This window comes from Streptomyces daliensis (genome assembly GCF_054782395.1).
Genome location: NZ_BAAGSO010000060.1, coordinates 155,461 through 173,448 on the forward strand (window position 1 = coordinate 155,461; position 17,988 = coordinate 173,448).

Below are 17,988 nucleotides of genomic sequence, written 5' to 3' on the forward strand. Positions count from 1 at the left end.
CGCCGTGGGCGCCGCCTCGGCGTGCGGCCCGGCGGAAGGCGGCGGACACTCTAGGAGAGATCGGGAAGGACCGGATCTCCCGACCACCCGGACGTGACGGGAGGGTGTCATGCCGACCATGTCGTCCATGCAGTCGTCTTTGCGGTCGTCCATGTCGGCCGAAGAGGTCGAGACGAACCCGCAGCCCTACGCGGCGGAGTTTCTCGGAACCCTCCTTCTGGTCTTCTTCGCGGTCGGCGCGGCCGTCCTGTCGAGCGAGTACATCGGCACCCTCGGCGTCGCGCTCTCCTTCGGCTTCACCCTGCTGGCACTCGCCTACGCCATCGGGCCGATCTCGGGCTGCCATGTGAACCCGGCGGTGACCCTCGGCATGCTGATGGCCCGGCGCATGAGCCTGCACACGGCCATCCGCTACTGGATCGCGCAGATCGTCGGCGCCATCGTGGGCTCCGCGCTGCTCTTCCTCGTCGCCAAGCAGGTGCCGGGACTCCAGACCGACGAGTCGTTCGGCAGCAACGGCTTCGGCGACCGCTCGGCGGTCCACATCAACGCCTTCGGCGCCTTCGTCGCCGAGCTGATCCTGACGATGCTGCTGGTCTACGTCGTGCTGTCGGTGACCCACAAGGTGGCCGTCGTCGGCTTTGACGGGCTGCCTATTGGCATGGCACTGGCCGTCGTCCACCTCGTCGGCATCCCGCTGACGGGCACCTCGGTCAACCCGGCCCGCAGCATCGGCCCGGCCCTCTTCGCGACGGGCTCGGCGCTGACGCAGCTCTGGCTGTTCATCGTCGCGCCGCTGATCGGCGCCGTCCTCGCGGCGCTCGTCCACCGCGTCACCCACCCGCAGACGGGCCGGGACGAGCTGGCGAACGCCGAACCGGCGGAATCCACGAGCCGCTGAACGGCGGCCCGGTGATCCGCTCAGCCGGAGACTCAGCCGTAGACGGGGCCCGTGAACTTCTCGCCGGGGCCCTGGCCGGGCTCGTCCGGCACGAGGGACGCCTCGCGGAAGGCGAGCTGGAGCGACTTCAGGCCGTCCCTGAGCGGCCCGGCGTGGTAGGAACCGATCTCGGTCGCGCTCGCCGTGACCAGCCCGGCCAGCGAGTGGATCAGCTTCCTGGCCTCGTCCAGGTCCTTGTGCTGCTCGCCGTCCTCGGAGAGCCCGAGGTTCACGGCGGCGCTGCTCATCAGGTGCACCGCCACCGTGGTGATCACCTCGACGGCCGGCACGTCCGCGATGTCGCGGGTCATGCTGTCGAAGTCGGGGTTCTGACCGGAGGGCCCGGCGGATCCGGAAGATGCGGTGTCGCTCATGCGCCACAGCCTATGCTGCGCCCGGCTCGCACGGACGTGTGGGGACCACCGGCGTCCCCTGGTATGCTGGGAAATCGACCGGCTGAAGACTGCGCTCTCGTATACCGCGTGCTCGTGATCTCCAGCCCACAAGTGGAGGCTCTTCAAACTCCCACCTGGCGATCTCCCGGATCGCGGGTCAAAGGTCAGGCTGCGCCCCGTGGGTTCTCACGGCGGTGCTCCCGGTCCATGAGGAGCCCCGCTTGTGTCCTGTCCGGGGCGTTTTGTGCGTTCCGGCGCGGTGGTCACCATTAACAGACTCATGTGCGGCCGTTCGCCAGATGGCCGCGCGGTGCACCCGAGGAGGCCCCATCAGCGCCGAGCCCCGCATCAACGACCGGATTCGTGTCCCCGAGGTGCGACTCGTCGGTCCCAGTGGCGAGCAGGTCGGCATTGTGCCGCTTGCCAAGGCCCTGGAGCTTGCGCAGGAGTACGACCTCGACCTCGTCGAGGTGGCGGCACAGGCCCGCCCGCCTGTCTGCAAGCTCATGGACTACGGAAAGTTCAAGTACGAGTCGGCCATGAAGGCCCGTGAATCGCGCAAGAACCAGGCGCACACGGTCATCAAGGAGATGAAGCTCCGGCCGAAGATCGATCCGCACGACTACGACACCAAGAAGGGTCACGTCGTCCGGTTCCTCAAGCAGGGTGACAAGGTCAAGATCACGATCATGTTCCGCGGTCGTGAGCAGTCCCGCCCGGAGCTGGGCTTCCGCCTGCTCCAGCGACTCGCTGACGATGTGGCCGACCTGGGCTTCGTGGAGTCCAACCCGAAGCAGGACGGCCGCAACATGATCATGGTTCTCGGTCCTCACAAGAAGAAGACCGAGGCGATGGCCGAGGCCCGCGAGGCGCAGGCCGCACGCAAGGTCAGCCGCCACCAGAGCGAGAACCCTGGTGAGCAGCCGAGCGAGCAGCCCGCCCAGCAGGCCGAGGAGCCCGCCGAGGCGTGAGCCCCCTCCGGGGGCACCCGCCCCGGGACACACACACGAACGACTTGGTGCTTCCGTGTGCCCGTCCGTCGACGGGAGGACGAGGGAAGCACCACCGACGAGGAGAGTACGGCGACATGCCGAAGAACAAGACGCACAGTGGTGCCCGCAAGCGCTTCAAGGTCACCGGCTCCGGCAAGGTGATGCGCCAGCGCGCCGGTCGCCGCCACCTTCTCGAGCACAAGCCCTCGACACTGACGCGCCGCCTTGCCGGCAAGACCGAGATGGCCCCGGCCGACGCCAAGAAGGTCAAGAAGCTTCTCGGCAAGTAAGACCCCCGCACGACCGGGACCCATTCGTTCCGGGCCGGATGGATGAGCGGAACCATGCTCACCGGCCCCGCCTACAAGGAGTTATCAAGTGGCACGCGTCAAGCGGGCGGTCAACGCTCAGAAGAAGCGCCGGGCGATCCTGGAGCAGGCCAGCGGTTACCGCGGCCAGCGCTCCCGCCTCTACCGGAAGGCGAAGGAGCAGGTCACCCACTCCTACGTCTACAACTACAACGACCGCAAGAAGCGCAAGGGCGACTTCCGTCAGCTCTGGATCCAGCGGATCAACGCCGCTGCCCGCGCCAACGGCATCACCTACAACCGCTTCATCCAGGGTCTGAAGGCTGCCAACATCGAGGTGGACCGGAAGATGCTGGCCGAGCTGGCGGTCAATGACATCAACGCGTTCGCCGCGCTCGTCGAGGTGGCCCAGAAGGCCCTGCCGAGCGACGTCAACGCTCCGAAGGCCGCCTGAAGCACGGCCGCAGAGCGCGCGTGTACGGACCCGCAGGCCCCTGGCCTGCGGGTCCGTCCTTGTGTGCGGGGCCCGCACCGCCGCATCCGGCGACAGACCCAGTGACAGACGACGTGACGACGTGAGAAGTGAGCCGCCGCCCATGGGCACCCCCGAGCTGATCTCCCCGCGCTCCGCGCGCGTGGCCGCCGCGCGGCGGCTGGTGCGCCGCAACTTCCGCGGCAAGGACCACCGCTTCCTCGCCGAGGGGCCGCAGGCCGTACGGGAGGCCGTCGCGCACCGCGGTGCGGACGGCGGGCCCACCCTGCTGGAGCTGTTCGCCACGCCCGAGGCGGCCCAGCGGCACGACGCGATCCTCGCCCGCGCACGTGCGGAAGGCGCCCGCGTCCACCTGGCCGACGAGGCGACCCTCGCGGACATCGCGCAGACGGTGACCCCGCAGGGCCTGGTCGGCGTCTGCCGCTTCGTCGACCGGCCCTTCGCCGACGTGCTCGCCGCGCGCCCCCGCCTGGTGGCCGTCCTCGCGCACGTACGCGACCCGGGCAACGCGGGCACCGTGCTGCGCTGCGCCGACGCGGCGGGCGCCGACGCCGTCGTCTTCACGGACGCCTCCGTGGACCTCTACAACCCCAAGGCCGTACGCGCCTCGGCCGGGTCGCTCTTCCACCTCCCCGTCGCCGTCGGCGTGCCCGTCGAGGAGGCGGCGCGCGGCCTGGGGGAGACCGGGGTGCGGGTGCTCGCGGCCGACGGCGCGGGCGAGAGCGACCTCGACGACGAGCTGGACGCGGGAACCATGGGCGCGCCCACCGCGTGGATCTTCGGTAACGAGGCGTGGGGGCTCCCGGAGGAGACCCGCGCACTCGCGGACGCGACGGTGCGTGTTCCGATCCACGGCAGTGCCGAGAGCCTCAATCTCGCGACGGCTGCCGCAGTGTGCCTGTATGCCTCGGCCCGTGCGCAGCGGTCCGCTGGAGGGTGCCGCTCCGTCACCGAGAGCTAGTAGGGTGGCGGGCCCGGGACGGGGAAGCCCGGAGGGGAGAGGGGGTGCGGCGTGGCGAATGTGGAGACTCCTGGGAGGCGCGCGCGCGGCGCCCCGGCCACCGAGCACACCGTGACCTCGGACGAGGGCGCGGGTCCCGAGCGGATCGGCGACGCCCCCGCGGCCCCCCGCGTCGAGTTCGTCCGCTCCTTCGGCTCGCCGGGACAGCAGCGCCAGGCAGCGGAGGACGCGCTCGGCCTCTTGCCCGACGACCTGCCGGACGGCCTGGTCGTCGCCGATCACACCGGACAGGTGATCTGTTTCAACAGCGCGGCGGCCCGGATCACGGGGTGCAGCGCCGAGGACGCGCTCGGGCGCCCCATCCACAGTGCGCTGCCGCTGGAGGATCTGGAGGGCCACCGCTGGTGGCAGCTCACCGATCCCTACGGCGGCCTCGCCACCCGCAAGAGCCAGCCGGAGCGGAACCTGCTGCTGCCGGGGGGCCGCGAGGTGCTGGTCTCCGCGCGGTACGTCCGCACGCGCCCCACGGGCCCCGTCCACCGCCTCGTCGTCACCCTGCGCGGCACCGAGGCCAGGCGGCGCACGGAGCGGGGGCACGCGGAGCTGATCGCCACCGTCGCGCACGAGCTGCGCTCCCCGCTGACGTCGGTCAAAGGTTTCACCGCGACGCTGCTGGCGAAGTGGGAGCGGTTCAACGACGACCAGAAGCGGCTGATGCTGGAGACCGTGGACGCCGACGCCAACCGCGTCACCCGGCTCATCGCGGAGCTGCTGGACATCTCCCGTATCGACTCGGGACGGCTGGAGGTGCGCCGTCAGCCCGTCGACATGGCCGCGGCCGTCCGCCGTCACATCGAGGCGCACACCACCGCGGGCCAGCCCGCCTCCCGCTTCGTCACCCGCATCAGCGGGCCGCTGCCCGCGCTGTGGGCGGACCCGGACAAGGTGGACCAGGTGCTGGGCAACCTGCTGGAAAACGCGGTGCGGCACGGCGAGGGAACTGTCACGATCGAGGTGGCGCCAGCGCCCACCCGTACAGGCGACGAAGGAACGGCGGTCACCGTGAGCGACGAAGGCCCCGGCATCCCCGAGGAGTCGATGGGCCGCGTCTTCACCCGCTTCTGGCGCGGCAGCAAGCGCGGCGGCACCGGGCTCGGCCTCTACATCGTCAAGGGCATCGTCGAGGCGCACGGCGGCACCATCACGGTCGGCCGCGCCGCCGAGGCGGGCGGCGCCCAGTTCCGATTTACGTTGCCCGTGAGCGCTCCGGCCTTCATGGCCTGACCCGCGCCACGGGCTTCCCGGCGGCCCACGGGCCGGTGCGGACGTCTCCCCGCGGACCGGTGCGGACACCGGTGCGGACACGTCCGCGTACAAGAGACCAGGCAGGCCCCTTTAGACTCGGCCTTTGGCACCTTTCGCACCAAGGTCTGATCGCACCAAGGTCTGGGGCAAAGCGCGCGCTCAGCTGCCGGATGCCTCTTCGCCCAGCGGAGGCGGAGCGGAGCGGAGCCATCTATCGGAAGCACGGGAAGAGATGTCGGCACCCAATAAGTCGTACGACCCTGTCGAGGTCGAGGCACTGAAACCGGAAGAGATCGACCGGGCGAAGGACGAGGCGATCGCGGCGATCGCCGCCGCCGGTGACCTCGAAGCGCTGCGCGAGGTGAAGGCCGCCCACTCGGGCGACCGCTCCCCGCTGGCCCTCGCCAACCGCGAGATCGGCGCCCTGCCGCCGCACGCCAAGGCCGAGGCGGGCAAGCGCGTCGGCCAGGCCCGCGGCGCGGTCGGCAAGGCGCTCAAGCTGCGCCAGGAGGAGCTGGAGCGCGAGCGCGACGAGCGCGTGCTGGTCGAGGAGGCCGTGGACGTCACGCTGCCCTACGACCGCGTGCCCGCCGGGGCCCGCCACCCGCTGACCACGCTCATGGAGCGCATCGAGGACATCTTCGTCGCCATGGGCTACGAGGTCGCGGAGGGCCCCGAGGTCGAGGCGGAGTGGTACAACTTCGACGCCCTCAACCTTGGCCCCGACCACCCGGCCCGCACCATGCAGGACACCTTCTTCGTCGAGGGGCCGGGGAAGAGCGGCGCTGCGGACGGTGACAGCGGTGTCGTCCTGCGGACGCACACCTCGCCCGTGCAGGTCCGTACGCTGCTCGACCGCGAGCCCCCCGTCTACGTCATCTGCCCCGGCCGCGTCTTCCGCTCCGACGAGCTGGACGCGACCCACACCCCCGTCTTCACGCAGGTCGAGCTGCTGGCCGTGGACGAGGGCCTGACCATGGCCGATCTCAAGGGCACCCTGGACCACATGGTGCGCTCGCTGTTCGGTGAGGGAGTGCACACGCGGCTGCGGCCCAACTACTTCCCCTTCACCGAGCCGTCCGCCGAGATGGACATGGTCTGCTACAAGTGCCGCGGCGAGTCGGTCGGCGACCCCGACAACCCCTGCCGCACCTGCTCCAGCGAGGGCTGGATCGAGCTGGGCGGCTGCGGCATGGTCAACCCGCGGGTGCTGCGCGCCTGCGGCGTCGACCCGGAGAAGTACAGCGGATTCGCCTTCGGGTTCGGCATCGAGCGGATGCTGATGTTCCGCCACAACGTCGAGGACATGCGAGACATGGTCGAGGGTGACGCGCGCTTCACCAGGCCGTTCGGGATGGAGATCTGATGCGGGCCCCGCTTTCGTGGCTGCGGGAGTACGTCGACCTGCCGGCCGGTGAGACAGGACGCGACGTCGCGGCGAAGCTGATTTCGGCGGGCCTGGAGGTCGAGACCGTCGACCGGCTCGGTGCCGGTATCGAAGGTCCGCTCGTGGTCGGCAAGGTCCTCGCGATCGAGGAACTGACCGAGTTCAAGAAGCCCATCCGCTACTGCCAGGTGGACGTCGGCCAGGCCAACGGCACGGGCGAGCCGCAGAACCTCATCTGCGGCGCCCGCAACTTCGCCGTCGGCGACAAGGTCGTCGTGGTCCTCCCCGGCGCCACCCTGCCCGGCGACTTCAAGATCGCGGCCCGTAAGACGTACGGGCATGTCTCCGAGGGCATGATCTGCTCCGAGCGCGAGCTGGACATGGGCGACGACCACGACGGCATCATCGTGCTGCCGCCGGAGTACGAGGTCGGCACCGACGCGATCGAGCTGCTCCAGCTCGTCGACGAGGTCCTGGACATCGCCGTCACCCCGGACCGCGGCTACTGCCTGTCGATGCGCGGCATCGCCCGCGAGACGGCCACCGCCTACGGCCTCCCGCTGCGCGACCCCGCGCTGCTGGACGTGCCCACGCCCAACTCCTACGGCCACCCCGTCAAGGTCGCGGACCCCAAGGCGTGCGACCGCTTCACCGCGCGCACGGTCACCGGGCTGCGGCCCGAGGCGCGGTCGCCGATCTGGCTGAAGCGCAGGCTCCAGAAGGCGGGCATGCGGCCCGTCTCGCTCCCCGTCGACATCACCAACTACGTGATGCTGGAGCTGGGCCAGCCGCTGCACGCCTACGACCGCTCCCGCCTCGACGGGCCCGTCGGCGTGCGCCGTGCCGAGGCAGGCGAGAAGCTGACCACGCTCGACGGCACCGTCAGGGAGCTGGACCCCGAGGACCTGCTCATCACCGACAACCGCGGCCCCATCGGGCTCGCCGGTGTCATGGGCGGCGCCAACACCGAGATCGCCGGGGCCACCCAGGACCCGGAGACCGGGCGCGTCGAGGGCACCCGCGAGATCCTGGTGGAGGCCGCGCACTTCGACCAGGTCGCCATCGCCCGTACGGCGCGGCGGCACAAGCTGGTCTCCGAGGCGTCCAAGCGCTTCGAGCGCGGCGTCGACCCTGAGGCCGCCTCGGCGGCGGCGCAGCGCACCGTCGATCTCCTCGTGCTGCTCGCGGGCGGCACGGCCGAGGCCGGGGTCACCGAGATCGTCGCGCCCTCGGGGCCGCGCACCATCAAGGTGGCGGCAGACCACCCCGACCGGGTCGCGGGCGTCGCCTACGGCCGCGAGACCGTCGTGCGCCGCCTCCAGCAGGTCGGCTGCGACGTGTACGGGCAGGACGAGCTGACGGTCACGGTCCCCTCCTGGCGGCCCGATCTGACGGACCCGAACGACCTCGCCGAGGAGGTCATCCGCCTGGAGGGATACGAGAACCTCCCCTCCACGCTCCCCAAGCCCCCCGCGGGCCGGGGCCTGACCGAGTCGCAGCGGCTGCACCGCCGCGTCGGGCGGGCACTGGCGGGCGCGGGCTACGTCGAGGCGCTCAACTACCCCTTCGTCGGGGACGCGGCCTTCGACGCGCTCGGCCTGGAGGCCGACGATCCGCGCCGTGCGACGGTCCGGCTCGTCAACCCGCTCTCCGACGAGGAGCCCGCGCTGCGCACCACGCTGCTGCCCGGGCTGCTCGCGGCGCTGCGCCGCAACGACGGCCGCGGCAGCCACGACCTCGCGCTCTTCGAGACCGGTCTTGTCTTCCGGCCGACGGGCGAGGAGACGGCCGCGCCGCGCCCGAGCGTCGCGGGCCGTCCCGCCGCCGAGGAGATCGCCGCGCTGGAGCGCGCCCTGCCGCGGCAGCCGCGCCACGCCGCCGTCGTCCTCACGGGCGCGCGCGAGCAGGCGGGCTGGTGGGGGAAGGGGCGTCCGGCCGACTGGGCGGACGCGGTCGAGGCGGCCCGTTCGGTGGCCCGCGAGGCCCGCGCCGAGCTGACGACGGAGAACGCCAGGTACGCGCCGTGGCACCCGGGCCGGTGCGCCGCGCTGTACGTCACCGTCGACGGCGCGAAGACCCTCGCCGGACACGCGGGCGAGCTGCACCCGCGCGTGCTCAAGGCGCTCGGCCTGCCGCCGCGCACCTGCGCGATGGAGCTGGACCTCGGCCTCGTCGAGCGCGCCGGAAGCGGCCCGCTGCGGGCGCCGCACGTGTCCACGTTCCCCGTGGCCACGCAGGACGTCGCGCTGATCGTGGACGAGTCCGTCCCGGCCGCCGACGTGGAGGCGGCGCTGCGCGCGGGCGCGGGCGAACTGCTGGAGTCGCTGCGGCTGTTCGACGTCTTCACGGGCGAGCAGGTCGGCGGGGGCAAGAAGTCCCTGGCGTACGCGCTGCGCTTCCGCGCCGACGACCGCACGCTGAAGGCGGAGGAGGCGAGCGCCGCGCGGGACGCGGCGGTGGCTGCCGCCGTGGAGCGGACGGGTGCGGTGCTGCGCGGGGCGTAGGGACACCGGAAACCTGGTGGTGGGGCGAGGGGCGCGCGGCATTTTCTGCCGCGCGCCCCTCGCTTTGTCGCGGCTGCGCGCGGCGCCCTGGCCTGCTCACTCGATTGGGTGAGTATTCCCAGGAACATGGTCAATCCGGACCAGCGCTCCTCCACCATCGTCATGGCCCCAGGGGCGGCGCGAGGCCGGAGCGGGCCCGTCGGCCGGAGCGGGCCCGCCGGAAGGACCGCGAGCAGAAAGGGGGCGCCGTCGTCGCACCGCACACACCGCACACCTCCACCGCCACCGGCGCCGCATCCCGCGCGCCGCGGGTCCGCAGGGCCCTGGTCTTCGTCGCGCCCTTCGTGCTTCCGGCGCTGTGGGTCCTCGGGGTGCTGGCCTGGGAGGCCCGCGTGCCCTTCGAGACCCACGCCGTCCCACTCCTCGCCGCCGCCCCCGCCGTCGCCTGCGCGGGGACAGGGCACCGCCGGGGCGTGGTGGCGGGCGGGGCCTGCGCGCTGCTGGCGCTCTCTCCGCTCGGCTCGGCCCTGGCGTACGAGGGCGAGCGCGAGAGCGTGGGCGGCCGGTTCGGCACGTGTGCCGCGGTCCTGTCCGTCGTGGCGGCCAGCTATCTCTCCGCGCGCCGCCGCGGGCGGCTCGCCGGTGAGCTGACGCGAGCCCGTACCGTCGCCACCGCGGCGCAGGAGGTGCTGCTGCGGCCTGTGCCGCCGCGCGTCGAGGGGCTCTCGGTGGCGTCCGCGTATCTGTCGGCGACGCGGGACGCCTCGGTGGGCGGCGATCTGTACGACGTGGTGGCCACCCCGTACGGCGTGCGCGTCGTCATGGGGGACGTCAGGGGCCACGGGCTCCCGGCGATCGGCACCGTGTCCGCCGTGCTCGGCAGCTTCCGCGAGGCGGTCTACGACGAGCCCTCGCTCGGCGGGGTGCTGCGGCGCATGGAGCGGGGGCTGTCCCGGCATCTGTGCGAGCGCCGCGCGGGGCGGGGGTCGCCGGGCATGGCACCGGTACCGGGAGCTGGATCGGCGCCGGTATCGGCGTCGGCGCTGGGCGATCCGTACGACGGTCCGGGGTACGGCGGTGCCGAGACACACGGGAGCGCGGGGCGGGCGCCTTCCCCCGCGGCGGCCGAAGTGCCGGACGCGGGCGAGGAGTTCATGACCGTGCTGCTGCTGGAGGTGGGCCGGGACGGCTCGGTGGCCTTCCTCAACTGCGGCCACCCCTGGCCCTACCGCCTCTCCGTCCCGGAACACGGGCCGCCGTGCGCCCAGCCGGTCTCCGAGACCGAACCGCTGCCCCCGCTCGGGCTCTTCCCGCTGCCCGCGAGGCTTCCCCGGCCCCTGCTGCTGCGGCTGGCGCCGGGGCACGGGCTGTTCGTGCACACCGACGGTGCGGAGGACGCCAGAGACGCGGACGGTGCCTACTTCCCCTTGGCCGAGGCGTTGCTGTCCGCGCTCGCGGGGCGGCCGGGGCCAGCAGCGCTCGTCCAGTCCGTACGGGGTTCGCTGCTGCGCCACACCGGCGGACGGCTCAGCGACGACGCGGCGCTCCTCGCCCTCCGCAACGACCACTGCCGCGTCCCCGGCGAACCGGGCCCCGCCGCGCCCACCCCGGAACGAGAACTGCCCCGCCCACACCCGTCCACCACCCGTGTCCCCTGCCCCCGCGTCTCGGGCCTCCCCGACGAACAGGGTCCGCGCAGGGGTGGGCGGGGCGAACGGGACGGGACGTCGCGGGGGCAGCCGTACGCGTAGGGGCTCTGGGGGCGGGGCTGTTCGGTGTTTCGGGGTGGCCCCCTGTGTCGGGGGTGTTGCGCGGGACGGTGGGCCGGTGTGGTGGGTGCCGTAGGGTCCCGCGCTGGTTTTTGTGCGGCTTCACGGGGTGGGGCGTTTTTCGGGTGCGGGCCGGTGGCTTCGGCGCGGCGTGTGGTGCAGGTCCGACGCGGCTTGCGCCGCGTGATTCTCGGTTTCGGCCGGTGGTTGTGGGGTGCGTGTGTGGTGGGGGTCGGTGCCGCGCCGGGGTGTCTCCTCGGCGTGAAGGTTTCGTTTTTGGCTTTCGGCCGGTGACTTGCTCGTCCTGCGGGGACACCCCACCACGTCCCCTCCCGGCCGTGGCCGACTCCCGGCCGGTGGCCGGTACCGGTCCGCTCATGCTGTGGGCGGCACGGTGGTGAGTTGGAGGGTGCGTCCGCCGACGAGGGGCGCGGTGAGGATGACGGTGCGGCCCTCGTGTGTCAGCGCCTTGCCGATGCGGGTGTGGCGGGCGTGCCACCAGTGGCGAGGCGCGAGCAGGGTGGATACGCAGTCCCGTGTCTCCCCGTCGACGGTGACGCGTTCGCCCTTTTCGCGGAGGCGGAGGGGGTGGCAGGCGTGGGCGGTGAGGAGCGTCGCGAGGTTGCCTTCCATGATCTCGATGACCTGTCCGGAGGGCATGGGGCGCGGGTAGCTGGTGAGGAAGACGGGGCCGTGTGGGAGTTCGTACATGAGGCGTACGGCTCGGTCCTGGATGCGGCGCATGACGAAGTGCTGCTGCTGGCCGTCGAGTACAGCGACGGGGAAGCCCGATGTGGTGGTCCAGCCGTGGGGGTCGTAGAAGACGTCTTCCGGGTCGGCGGGGATGAGAACGGTGTGGTCGCGGGGCACGGGGCTGCTCCAGATCAGTGGCGAGTGAGGGCGTAGATGAGGGTGACGATGAGTGCGGCGAGGACGGTGACGGAGGCGATCTGCTCGCGTCGTCCTGGCGGGCAGAGGGGGCAGGCCAGGACGGGCTGGTCCGGGCCGTGCCACTGGATGATGCGGCCCTCGGCGGTCCAGCAGCCGCACTGGGCACAGACCCCGGTCACGGTGTGCGCACCACGCGCAGGGTGGGCGCGGGTTCGGCGTCCGGCTCGGGTTCGGTGTCGTCGGTGCGGTGTTTTCCGGCGCCGGTGAAGACGGTGATGGCGCGGGCGACGGTCTCCCCGGTGACGTCGGCGCGGATCGCTGCGAGGGGGAGGTATGCGCCGTGTCCGGGGCAGAGCCACACCGGCTCGTGCCACGGATAGCGCGCGGTGGCCAGGTAGCGCATGACGGGGCCCACGTGGTCGTCGTCCTCCACCTCGCACGTGCGGGCGGTCACCGATCCGCCCCCGTGCTCGCGGCACGGGCCTCGTCCTCGGCGGCGATGTCGGCCGCGCAGCCGTCGCAGACCTTCACGGGGACGGTGCGTGTGCGTGTCTGAGGGCTCGCGCCCCGCTCGTCGCCGGAGTACAGGTCGAGGACGACCTGTGTGCCGGGCGCCTGGCGGCAGCGGAAACAGCACTCGGCGGCCCGCCGCGCGCAGTCGTCGCAGATCCGCACCGGAACAGCGCGCGGGGCTGCCCCGTCCCCGGACAGGACGTAGATCTCCACCGTGCCCGGCCGCTGACGGCAACGGACACAGCACGGGCTCACCGCCCGGCCCCGCTCACATCGTCGCGGGGCCCGTGCTCGGCCCGGATGACCGCGTCAAGCACCACATACAGCAACCGTGCGTCGGTCAGCCCGTGCTCAGCCCAGCTCCGCACCCAGTGCGTGAAGGCCGACCGCGTACACCAGCCGGGCGGAACCGTCACATGCTGCGCGGTGCTGAGCAGTTGCACCCACGAGGTCTCGGGGATGACCCACCCGTTCGTCGCGCCGGGCGGCACCAGCCACGTCAGCCGGTGCCCGTACGGGTCCCGGATCACAGCCCCCGACTCACGACCGAGCCGCGCCAGCACCCGATCCCCCAGATATGCGGGGACGATGGCTGCGTCCCAAAACACCCCGGCGGGCAGTAACTCGGCGGCGACTCCCGTTGGAGGCGCCCACGACCGGACAGCGTGTTGAAGCTGGATGCCTGACATGACGACCAGCATCACGGGGCCAACGTGCCCTGGGAGTAGCCAATCTGTCGGCCAATCAGGTAGCGCCGGCCCCGCGCTGGATCTCGTCCAGCAGCATCCTCAGCGAGAGGCTGTGCTTCTCCGGCGGCAGCTTGTCCAACGCGGCGCGCGCATACCGGGCGCCCCCGGCCTGGTCGCCCGCGCGAGCCATCATCAGGCCACGGTGCATCTCCAGGTGGGTGGCGAACCGGGGCAGCTCGGGGGGCAGCTCCCTGCGGGCCACCTCCTGCGCCTCGACCGCCCCTCGCTCCTCCCCGAGACGAGCGAGGAGCATGGAGAGGTCGACGTTCCGCCGCCAGTGCGGTACCGCGTAGTCGGATGCCTGCTCGTGCGAACCGACCCGGTCATGAATCCTGTGTCCCTCGTCCGCGAGGGCAACGGCGGTTCGCCGGTCGCCCCGGATCGCGGCGACGTGCGCGCGTCCCATGACGGCGTTGAGGCGGCCGAGGGACGGGCGGTCATCGAGGGCCAGGGCCTCGGCCGCCAGCTGGTCGGCGACGCGCAGCGCGGCACCCTCGTATCCCAGCGCGATGGCTGCCCGGCCGCGAACCCATACCCGGGTGTCGGTGTCCTCGGAACGGTCGGCGGCCCGCGCCGCCATGCGGTACCAGCTCACGGCCTTCACGCCGTCGCTGCCCGGGAAGGTCTTGGCGTACAGGGTCATCAGCTTGGCGGCGATGCCCCACAGCTCGGGCCGGTCGGCCTGCCGCTGGAGGAGGACCAAATCGCTGGTCAGACGCCGCCGGATGTCGGCGGCGCCCATGGACATGTAGTCGTGGCCGTAGGCGGTCAGGGTCTCCCGCCACTGGTCGATGTCCGGCGCGGAGGTGGTGAGCGCGGCCTCGAAGCCGTTCAGTACGAGATCGGAGGCGACGACGGGCGCTATGGCGGTGGCGGCGATATCGGTGACGAACGTACGACGGTGCACGGCAGACCACTCCAGTATCTGGACGGGCACCTGGAGGGCGGCAGCGAGGGCACGGAGCGTCCGTAGGCGCGGGGTCCGCTTCCCGCATTCCCAGCGGGAGACGTCCTGCCTGGTGCAGGGTTGGCCGGAGACCTTGGAGAATTCATCGGCGAGCCGCGTCTGTGACCAGCCGACGGCCCGGCGTAGCTCGACAATCGTCCGTCCGATCGCTGATGACGCACAAGGGTCGGAAGACTGCTGGGACATGGGCCTGCTCCGTATCTGCCTGTGAGTCGCGTCACCAGGCTACGGCGCAGGGCCGTTCTCGTGTGGCCGACTGTCCACGGGCGGCTGCCTCTTGGGCATGACGCGTGGGAGGCGACCGGCGCGAACACGGGTCCGGGCACGGTGGCCCCGTCGCCTCGCGCGTGGCCGTGTCGAACCCCTGTCCGGCGTGGCCCGGGACTTCATCGAGGAGACGCGGGAGGTGTGAATGGCGCGGGGCTGGAGATCCCCGCAGGGGCGCTGACGACCTGGCGGATGTTCGTGCTGAGCTGCTGGCGGCGTACACGCGGGTGTATGCGGACCGGCTGGGCGAGCCGTACCCGTATACGGTCGGGCACAGCGTGTCGCGTCCGGTGCGGGAGGTACGGGACCGGCTGCGGGGCCTGTTGGCGAGCTGAGAAGGGACCGAGTGGTGACCACGATCGCGGTGACCGGGCACATGGATCTGACCGACGGCACCGTCCCCTTGGTACGGGCCGGGCTGGAGCGGTTGCTCGCGGGCTACGAGCCGTCGGATCTGACCGGCGTCTCGTGCATCGCGAAGGGCAGCGACTCCCTGTTCGCTGAGGCGCTGCTCGCGGTCGGCGGGCGGCTTGTCGTGGTCGTGCCGAGCGAGGACTACCGGCGGGCGAAGGTGAAGCCCGAGCATGCCGCCACGTTCGACCGGCTCGTCGGGGCGGCCGACGAGGTCCTGGTGATGCCCCACGCGTCGGCGAACCGGCAGGCGTACGAGGCGGCGAACGCGGTGCTGCTGGAGCGGGCCGACCGTCTGGTCGCGGTCTGGGACGGGCAGCCGCCCTCGGGCAAGGGCGGCGGCACGGCGGACGTGGTGGAGGAAGCACACGGGGCCGGGCTGCCGGTGGATGTGGTCTGGCCGGAGGGCGCGACGCGCGGTTGACCACGCCGGGTCGCTGGGCCCGCCCCCGGAGCAGTGCCCCGTCGGCCCCGTCGCGTCTCCCCGAGAACTCCCCGGGCACCGACACCCCCGCCGGCCACGACCAGTGAAGGCCGCCTCCCGGGTGTACTCGGGGAGCGGCCTTCGGTGCTGGTGTCGCGGGGGCGCCCCGTGCGGGGGCGACGGGTGGCAGGCGTCAGGCGTAGGCGTAGAAGCCCGCGCCCGCCTTGCGGCCCAGGCGGCCCGCGTCGACCATGCGCTGGAGCAGCGGGGGAGCGGCGTACAGCGGCTCCTTGAACTCGGCGTACATCGAGTCGGCGACCGAGGCGACCGTGTCGAGGCCGATGAGGTCCGTCAGCTTGAGCGGGCCCATGGGGTGGGCGCAGCCCATCTCCATGCCGTTGTCGATGTCCTCGCGGCTGGCGATGCCCGTCTCGAACATCCGGATCGCGGAGAGCAGGTAGGGGATCAGGAGCGCGTTGACCACGAAGCCCGAGCGGTCCTGGGCGCGGATGGTGTGCTTGCCGAGTATCCCGCTCACCGCGGCCTCGGCCCGCTTGACCGTCTCCTCGCCCGTGGTCAGCGCGGGGATCAGCTCGACGAGCCGCTGCACGGGGGCCGGGTTGAAGAAGTGGATGCCGATGACCTGGTCGGGCCGCGACGTGGCCACCGCCAGTTTCACCAGCGGGATGGAGGAGGTGTTGGAGGCCAGGATCGCGTCGGGCCTGGTCACGACCTGGTCCAGGACCTGGAAGATCTCGGTCTTGACCTGCTCGCTCTCGATGACCGCCTCGATGACGAGATCGCGGTCGGCGAAGTCGCCCAGGTCGGTGGTGAAGGTGAGGCGCGCCAGTGTGGCGTCGCGCTCCTCCTCGGTGAGCTTGCCGCGCTCGGCGGCCTTGCCGAGGGAGTTCACCAGCCGGGTGCGGCCCAGCTCCAGGGCCTCGCCCGTGGTCTCGGCGACCATGACATCCAGTCCGGCCCGCGCGCACACCTCGGCGATGCCGGCGCCCATCTGGCCGCAGCCCACCACTCCGACGCGTTCGATGTCGGTCACATCGTGCCTTTCGCTGATCTTGGGGTCCTGGCGGAGCCGGCGGGAGCGTCAGGAGCGTCCCGGCCGAGCCACCTCGCCGCTCGACGTTACCTGTGCGTGTCCGGGGCTTGTGGGGCGGGTGCGATAGCTCACCCAACTGTCCATGATCATTTAATGTCAAGCCGACGCTCCGGCGCGTGAGCGGCGCGCGATGAACCCGTACGGAGGGGTGTATCAGGGCGTGCCGGGGGTGTACGGGCCCGTCGGCGGGCGGGATCATCGGCGGACCGGTGCGTGGCCGGTGCGTGGACCGCTCGACCCCTGACTCGACCCCTGAGAGGCCGTCTCCATCCCGTAGGGCCCGTAGAGAGGGAGCTGAGGCTCATGAGGCGCATGTATCGCACGGGGCACATCACACGAAGACGCTTCGGCGCCGTCGCGGCCGGTATGGCGGCCACCGGGACCATCGGGCTCGCGGCGGGAGACGCGAGCGCACGCGGGCGCGGGCGTGGACGTCACCGGGAGATGCGGGGCATGTGGCTGGCCACCGTCGCCAACAGGGACTGGCCCAGCGCGCAGGGGCTCAGTCCCGAGCAGCAGCGGGCCGAGCTGCGCGCCTATCTGGACGCGGCGGTACGCCGCCGTCTGAACACGGTCTTCTTCCAGGCCCGCCCGACGGCGGACGCGCTGTGGCCCTCCCGGTACGAACCGTGGTCGGAGTGGCTGACCGGCGAGCAGGGCAAGGACCCGGGCTGGGACCCGCTGGGCTACGTCGTGCGCGAGGCCCACCGGCGGGGCCTGGAGGTGGAGGCGTGGTTCAACCCGTACCGCATCGCCGTGCACGAGGACCCGTCGCGCCTCGTGCCCGGGCACCCCGCGCGGCTGCACCCGGAGTGGGTGGTCCCGTACGGCGGCAAGCTCTACTACAACCCAGGCCTGCCCGAGGTACGCAGGTTTGTGCAGGACGCGATGCTCGACGCGGTGCGGCGCTACGACGTGGACGGCGTCCACTGGGACGACTACTTCTACCCGTATCCCGTCCTCGGCGAGATCTTCGACGACAGCGACGCCTACCACCGCTACGGCCAGGGCTTCCCCGACCTCGCCTCCTGGCGGCGCGAGAACATCGACCTGCTGGTGCGGGAGATGGCGGAGCGGGTGCACGCGGTCAGACCGCGCGTGCGCTTCGGGATCAGCCCGTTCGGTGTGTGGCGGAACAAGGCGACCGACCCCCTCGGCTCCGACACCCAGGCCGGGGTGCAGACCTACGACAACCTCTACGCGGACACCCGGCGCTGGGTGCGCGAGGAGTGGATCGACTACGTCGTCCCGCAGGTCTACTGGCACATCGGCTTCCAGGCCGCCGACTACGCCAAGCTGGTGCCCTGGTGGGCGGACACGGTGCGCGGGACGCGCGTACGGCTGCACATCGGCGAGGCGCTCTACAAGGCGGGCGCCGCGGGCCAGCCCGCGCCCTGGCAGGACCCCGCCGAACTCTCCCGCCACCTCACCTTCTGCCGGGACTTCCCCGAGGTCAGGGGGCATGTCTTCTTCTCGGCCAAGGAGGTGTCCCAGGACCTGATCGGCGCCATGGACCGCGTGGTGGCCGACCACTACGCGACGTCGGCGACGGAGCGGCGCTGACGGTCGCGGGGCGGGTGGACAGGCGGGCGGGGCCC

Annotated in this window: 19 protein-coding genes; 11 read left to right on the plus strand and 8 right to left on the minus strand. The window is 72.0% G+C overall.

Annotated elements, in window-relative coordinates; translation table 11 throughout:
• Positions 1–151 precede the first annotated feature (151 nt).
• On the plus strand, positions 152–901 hold the full coding sequence (locus ACYVOO_RS14230) for an MIP family channel protein (RefSeq protein WP_461016175.1): 750 nt from the start codon (positions 152–154) through the stop codon (positions 899–901).
• A 32-nt stretch (positions 902–933) separates the two neighbouring features.
• Here the strand turns inward: ACYVOO_RS14230 and ACYVOO_RS14235 are convergent, their stop codons facing one another.
• On the minus strand, positions 934–1,314 hold the full coding sequence (locus ACYVOO_RS14235; protein WP_461016029.1) for a DUF1844 domain-containing protein: 381 nt from the start codon (positions 1,312–1,314) through the stop codon (positions 934–936).
• Positions 1,315–1,634: 320 nt separating this feature from the next.
• On the opposite strand from ACYVOO_RS14235, the gene infC reads away from it, so the two are divergent.
• The 8 genes from infC to ACYVOO_RS14275 all read left to right on the plus strand — a co-directional run bounded on the left by infC (position 1,635) and on the right by ACYVOO_RS14275 (position 11,036).
• On the plus strand, positions 1,635–2,306 hold the full coding sequence (gene infC, locus ACYVOO_RS14240; RefSeq protein WP_461016030.1) for a translation initiation factor IF-3: 672 nt from the start codon (positions 1,635–1,637) through the stop codon (positions 2,304–2,306).
• A 116-nt stretch (positions 2,307–2,422) separates the two neighbouring features.
• On the plus strand, positions 2,423–2,617 hold the full coding sequence (gene rpmI, locus ACYVOO_RS14245) for a 50S ribosomal protein L35 (protein WP_028431538.1): 195 nt from the start codon (positions 2,423–2,425) through the stop codon (positions 2,615–2,617).
• A gap of 88 nt (positions 2,618–2,705) precedes the next feature.
• Positions 2,706–3,089 (plus strand): 50S ribosomal protein L20, encoded by a 384-nt coding sequence (gene rplT, locus ACYVOO_RS14250; protein ID WP_453345045.1) that lies wholly within the window; start codon positions 2,706–2,708, stop codon positions 3,087–3,089.
• A gap of 142 nt (positions 3,090–3,231) precedes the next feature.
• Complete coding sequence (locus ACYVOO_RS14255; protein WP_461016031.1) at positions 3,232–4,089, plus strand: TrmH family RNA methyltransferase; 858 nt, start codon at positions 3,232–3,234, stop codon at positions 4,087–4,089.
• Between the two features lie 144 nt (positions 4,090–4,233).
• Positions 4,234–5,373 (plus strand): sensor histidine kinase, encoded by a 1,140-nt coding sequence (locus ACYVOO_RS14260; RefSeq protein ID WP_461016176.1) that lies wholly within the window; start codon positions 4,234–4,236, stop codon positions 5,371–5,373.
• Positions 5,374–5,626: 253 nt separating this feature from the next.
• Positions 5,627–6,760, plus strand: a complete 1,134-nt coding sequence (pheS, locus tag ACYVOO_RS14265) for a phenylalanine--tRNA ligase subunit alpha (RefSeq protein ID WP_461016032.1) — start codon at positions 5,627–5,629, stop codon at positions 6,758–6,760.
• The gene (gene pheT, locus ACYVOO_RS14270; RefSeq protein ID WP_461016033.1) at positions 6,760–9,285 is read left to right on the plus strand and encodes a phenylalanine--tRNA ligase subunit beta; all 2,526 of its coding nucleotides are present in this window, start codon (positions 6,760–6,762) and stop codon (positions 9,283–9,285) included. The genes pheS and pheT overlap by 1 nt, the downstream gene beginning before the upstream one ends.
• A 104-nt stretch (positions 9,286–9,389) precedes the next feature.
• Entirely contained in the window at positions 9,390–11,036 is a 1,647-nt protein-coding gene (locus ACYVOO_RS14275) for a PP2C family protein-serine/threonine phosphatase (RefSeq protein WP_461016034.1), read from the plus strand.
• Between the two features lie 393 nt (positions 11,037–11,429).
• Here ACYVOO_RS14275 and ACYVOO_RS14280 read toward each other — a convergent pair whose 3' ends face one another.
• The 6 genes from ACYVOO_RS14280 to ACYVOO_RS14305 form a co-directional block, all read right to left on the minus strand.
• The gene (locus tag ACYVOO_RS14280) at positions 11,430–11,924 is read right to left on the minus strand and encodes a hypothetical protein (RefSeq protein ID WP_461016035.1); all 495 of its coding nucleotides are present in this window, start codon (positions 11,922–11,924) and stop codon (positions 11,430–11,432) included.
• A 14-nt stretch (positions 11,925–11,938) separates the two neighbouring features.
• Positions 11,939–12,124, minus strand: coding sequence for a hypothetical protein (locus tag ACYVOO_RS14285; protein WP_461016036.1), 186 nt, complete (start codon positions 12,122–12,124; stop codon positions 11,939–11,941).
• Entirely contained in the window at positions 12,121–12,399 is a 279-nt protein-coding gene (locus ACYVOO_RS14290) for a hypothetical protein (protein ID WP_461016037.1), read from the minus strand. Before ACYVOO_RS14290 ends, ACYVOO_RS14285 begins: the two co-directional genes overlap by 4 nt.
• Positions 12,396–12,671, minus strand: a complete 276-nt coding sequence (locus ACYVOO_RS14295; RefSeq protein WP_461016038.1) for a hypothetical protein — start codon at positions 12,669–12,671, stop codon at positions 12,396–12,398. The genes ACYVOO_RS14290 and ACYVOO_RS14295 overlap by 4 nt, the downstream gene beginning before the upstream one ends.
• A gap of 38 nt (positions 12,672–12,709) precedes the next feature.
• Positions 12,710–13,066 (minus strand): hypothetical protein, encoded by a 357-nt coding sequence (locus tag ACYVOO_RS14300; protein WP_461016039.1) that lies wholly within the window; start codon positions 13,064–13,066, stop codon positions 12,710–12,712.
• Between the two features lie 136 nt (positions 13,067–13,202).
• Complete coding sequence (locus tag ACYVOO_RS14305; protein WP_461016040.1) at positions 13,203–14,360, minus strand: helix-turn-helix domain-containing protein; 1,158 nt, start codon at positions 14,358–14,360, stop codon at positions 13,203–13,205.
• A 430-nt stretch (positions 14,361–14,790) separates the two neighbouring features.
• On the opposite strand from ACYVOO_RS14305, the gene ACYVOO_RS14310 reads away from it, so the two are divergent.
• Positions 14,791–15,276: a hypothetical protein gene (locus ACYVOO_RS14310; RefSeq protein ID WP_461016177.1), complete on the plus strand. Its 486-nt coding sequence runs from the start codon at positions 14,791–14,793 to the stop codon at positions 15,274–15,276.
• 193 nt (positions 15,277–15,469) lie between these two features.
• Here ACYVOO_RS14310 and ACYVOO_RS14315 read toward each other — a convergent pair whose 3' ends face one another.
• Positions 15,470–16,330, minus strand: coding sequence for a 3-hydroxybutyryl-CoA dehydrogenase (locus ACYVOO_RS14315; RefSeq protein WP_461016041.1), 861 nt, complete (start codon positions 16,328–16,330; stop codon positions 15,470–15,472).
• 372 nt (positions 16,331–16,702) lie between these two features.
• On the opposite strand from ACYVOO_RS14315, the gene ACYVOO_RS14320 reads away from it, so the two are divergent.
• Positions 16,703–17,953, plus strand: a complete 1,251-nt coding sequence (locus tag ACYVOO_RS14320) for a glycoside hydrolase family 10 protein (RefSeq protein WP_461016178.1) — start codon at positions 16,703–16,705, stop codon at positions 17,951–17,953.
• Positions 17,954–17,988 lie beyond the last annotated feature (35 nt).

What these genes read in the sequence shown, in the direction of transcription:
- ACYVOO_RS14230 (WP_461016175.1), top strand. Translation starts at nt 152, where the DNA reads ATGTCGGCCGAAGAGGTCGAGACGAACCCGCAGCCCTACGCGGCGGAG.
- ACYVOO_RS14235 (WP_461016029.1), bottom strand. Translation starts at nt 1,314, where the DNA reads ATGAGCGACACCGCATCTTCCGGATCCGCCGGGCCCTCCGGTCAGAAC.
- infC (WP_461016030.1), top strand. Translation starts at nt 1,635, where the DNA reads ATGGCCGCGCGGTGCACCCGAGGAGGCCCCATCAGCGCCGAGCCCCGC.
- rpmI (WP_028431538.1), top strand. Translation starts at nt 2,423, where the DNA reads ATGCCGAAGAACAAGACGCACAGTGGTGCCCGCAAGCGCTTCAAGGTC.
- ACYVOO_RS14255 (WP_461016031.1), top strand. Translation starts at nt 3,232, where the DNA reads ATGGGCACCCCCGAGCTGATCTCCCCGCGCTCCGCGCGCGTGGCCGCC.
- pheS (WP_461016032.1), top strand. Translation starts at nt 5,627, where the DNA reads ATGTCGGCACCCAATAAGTCGTACGACCCTGTCGAGGTCGAGGCACTG.
- pheT (WP_461016033.1), top strand. Translation starts at nt 6,760, where the DNA reads ATGCGGGCCCCGCTTTCGTGGCTGCGGGAGTACGTCGACCTGCCGGCC.
- ACYVOO_RS14305 (WP_461016040.1), bottom strand. Translation starts at nt 14,360, where the DNA reads ATGTCCCAGCAGTCTTCCGACCCTTGTGCGTCATCAGCGATCGGACGG.
- ACYVOO_RS14320 (WP_461016178.1), top strand. Translation starts at nt 16,703, where the DNA reads ATGTATCGCACGGGGCACATCACACGAAGACGCTTCGGCGCCGTCGCG.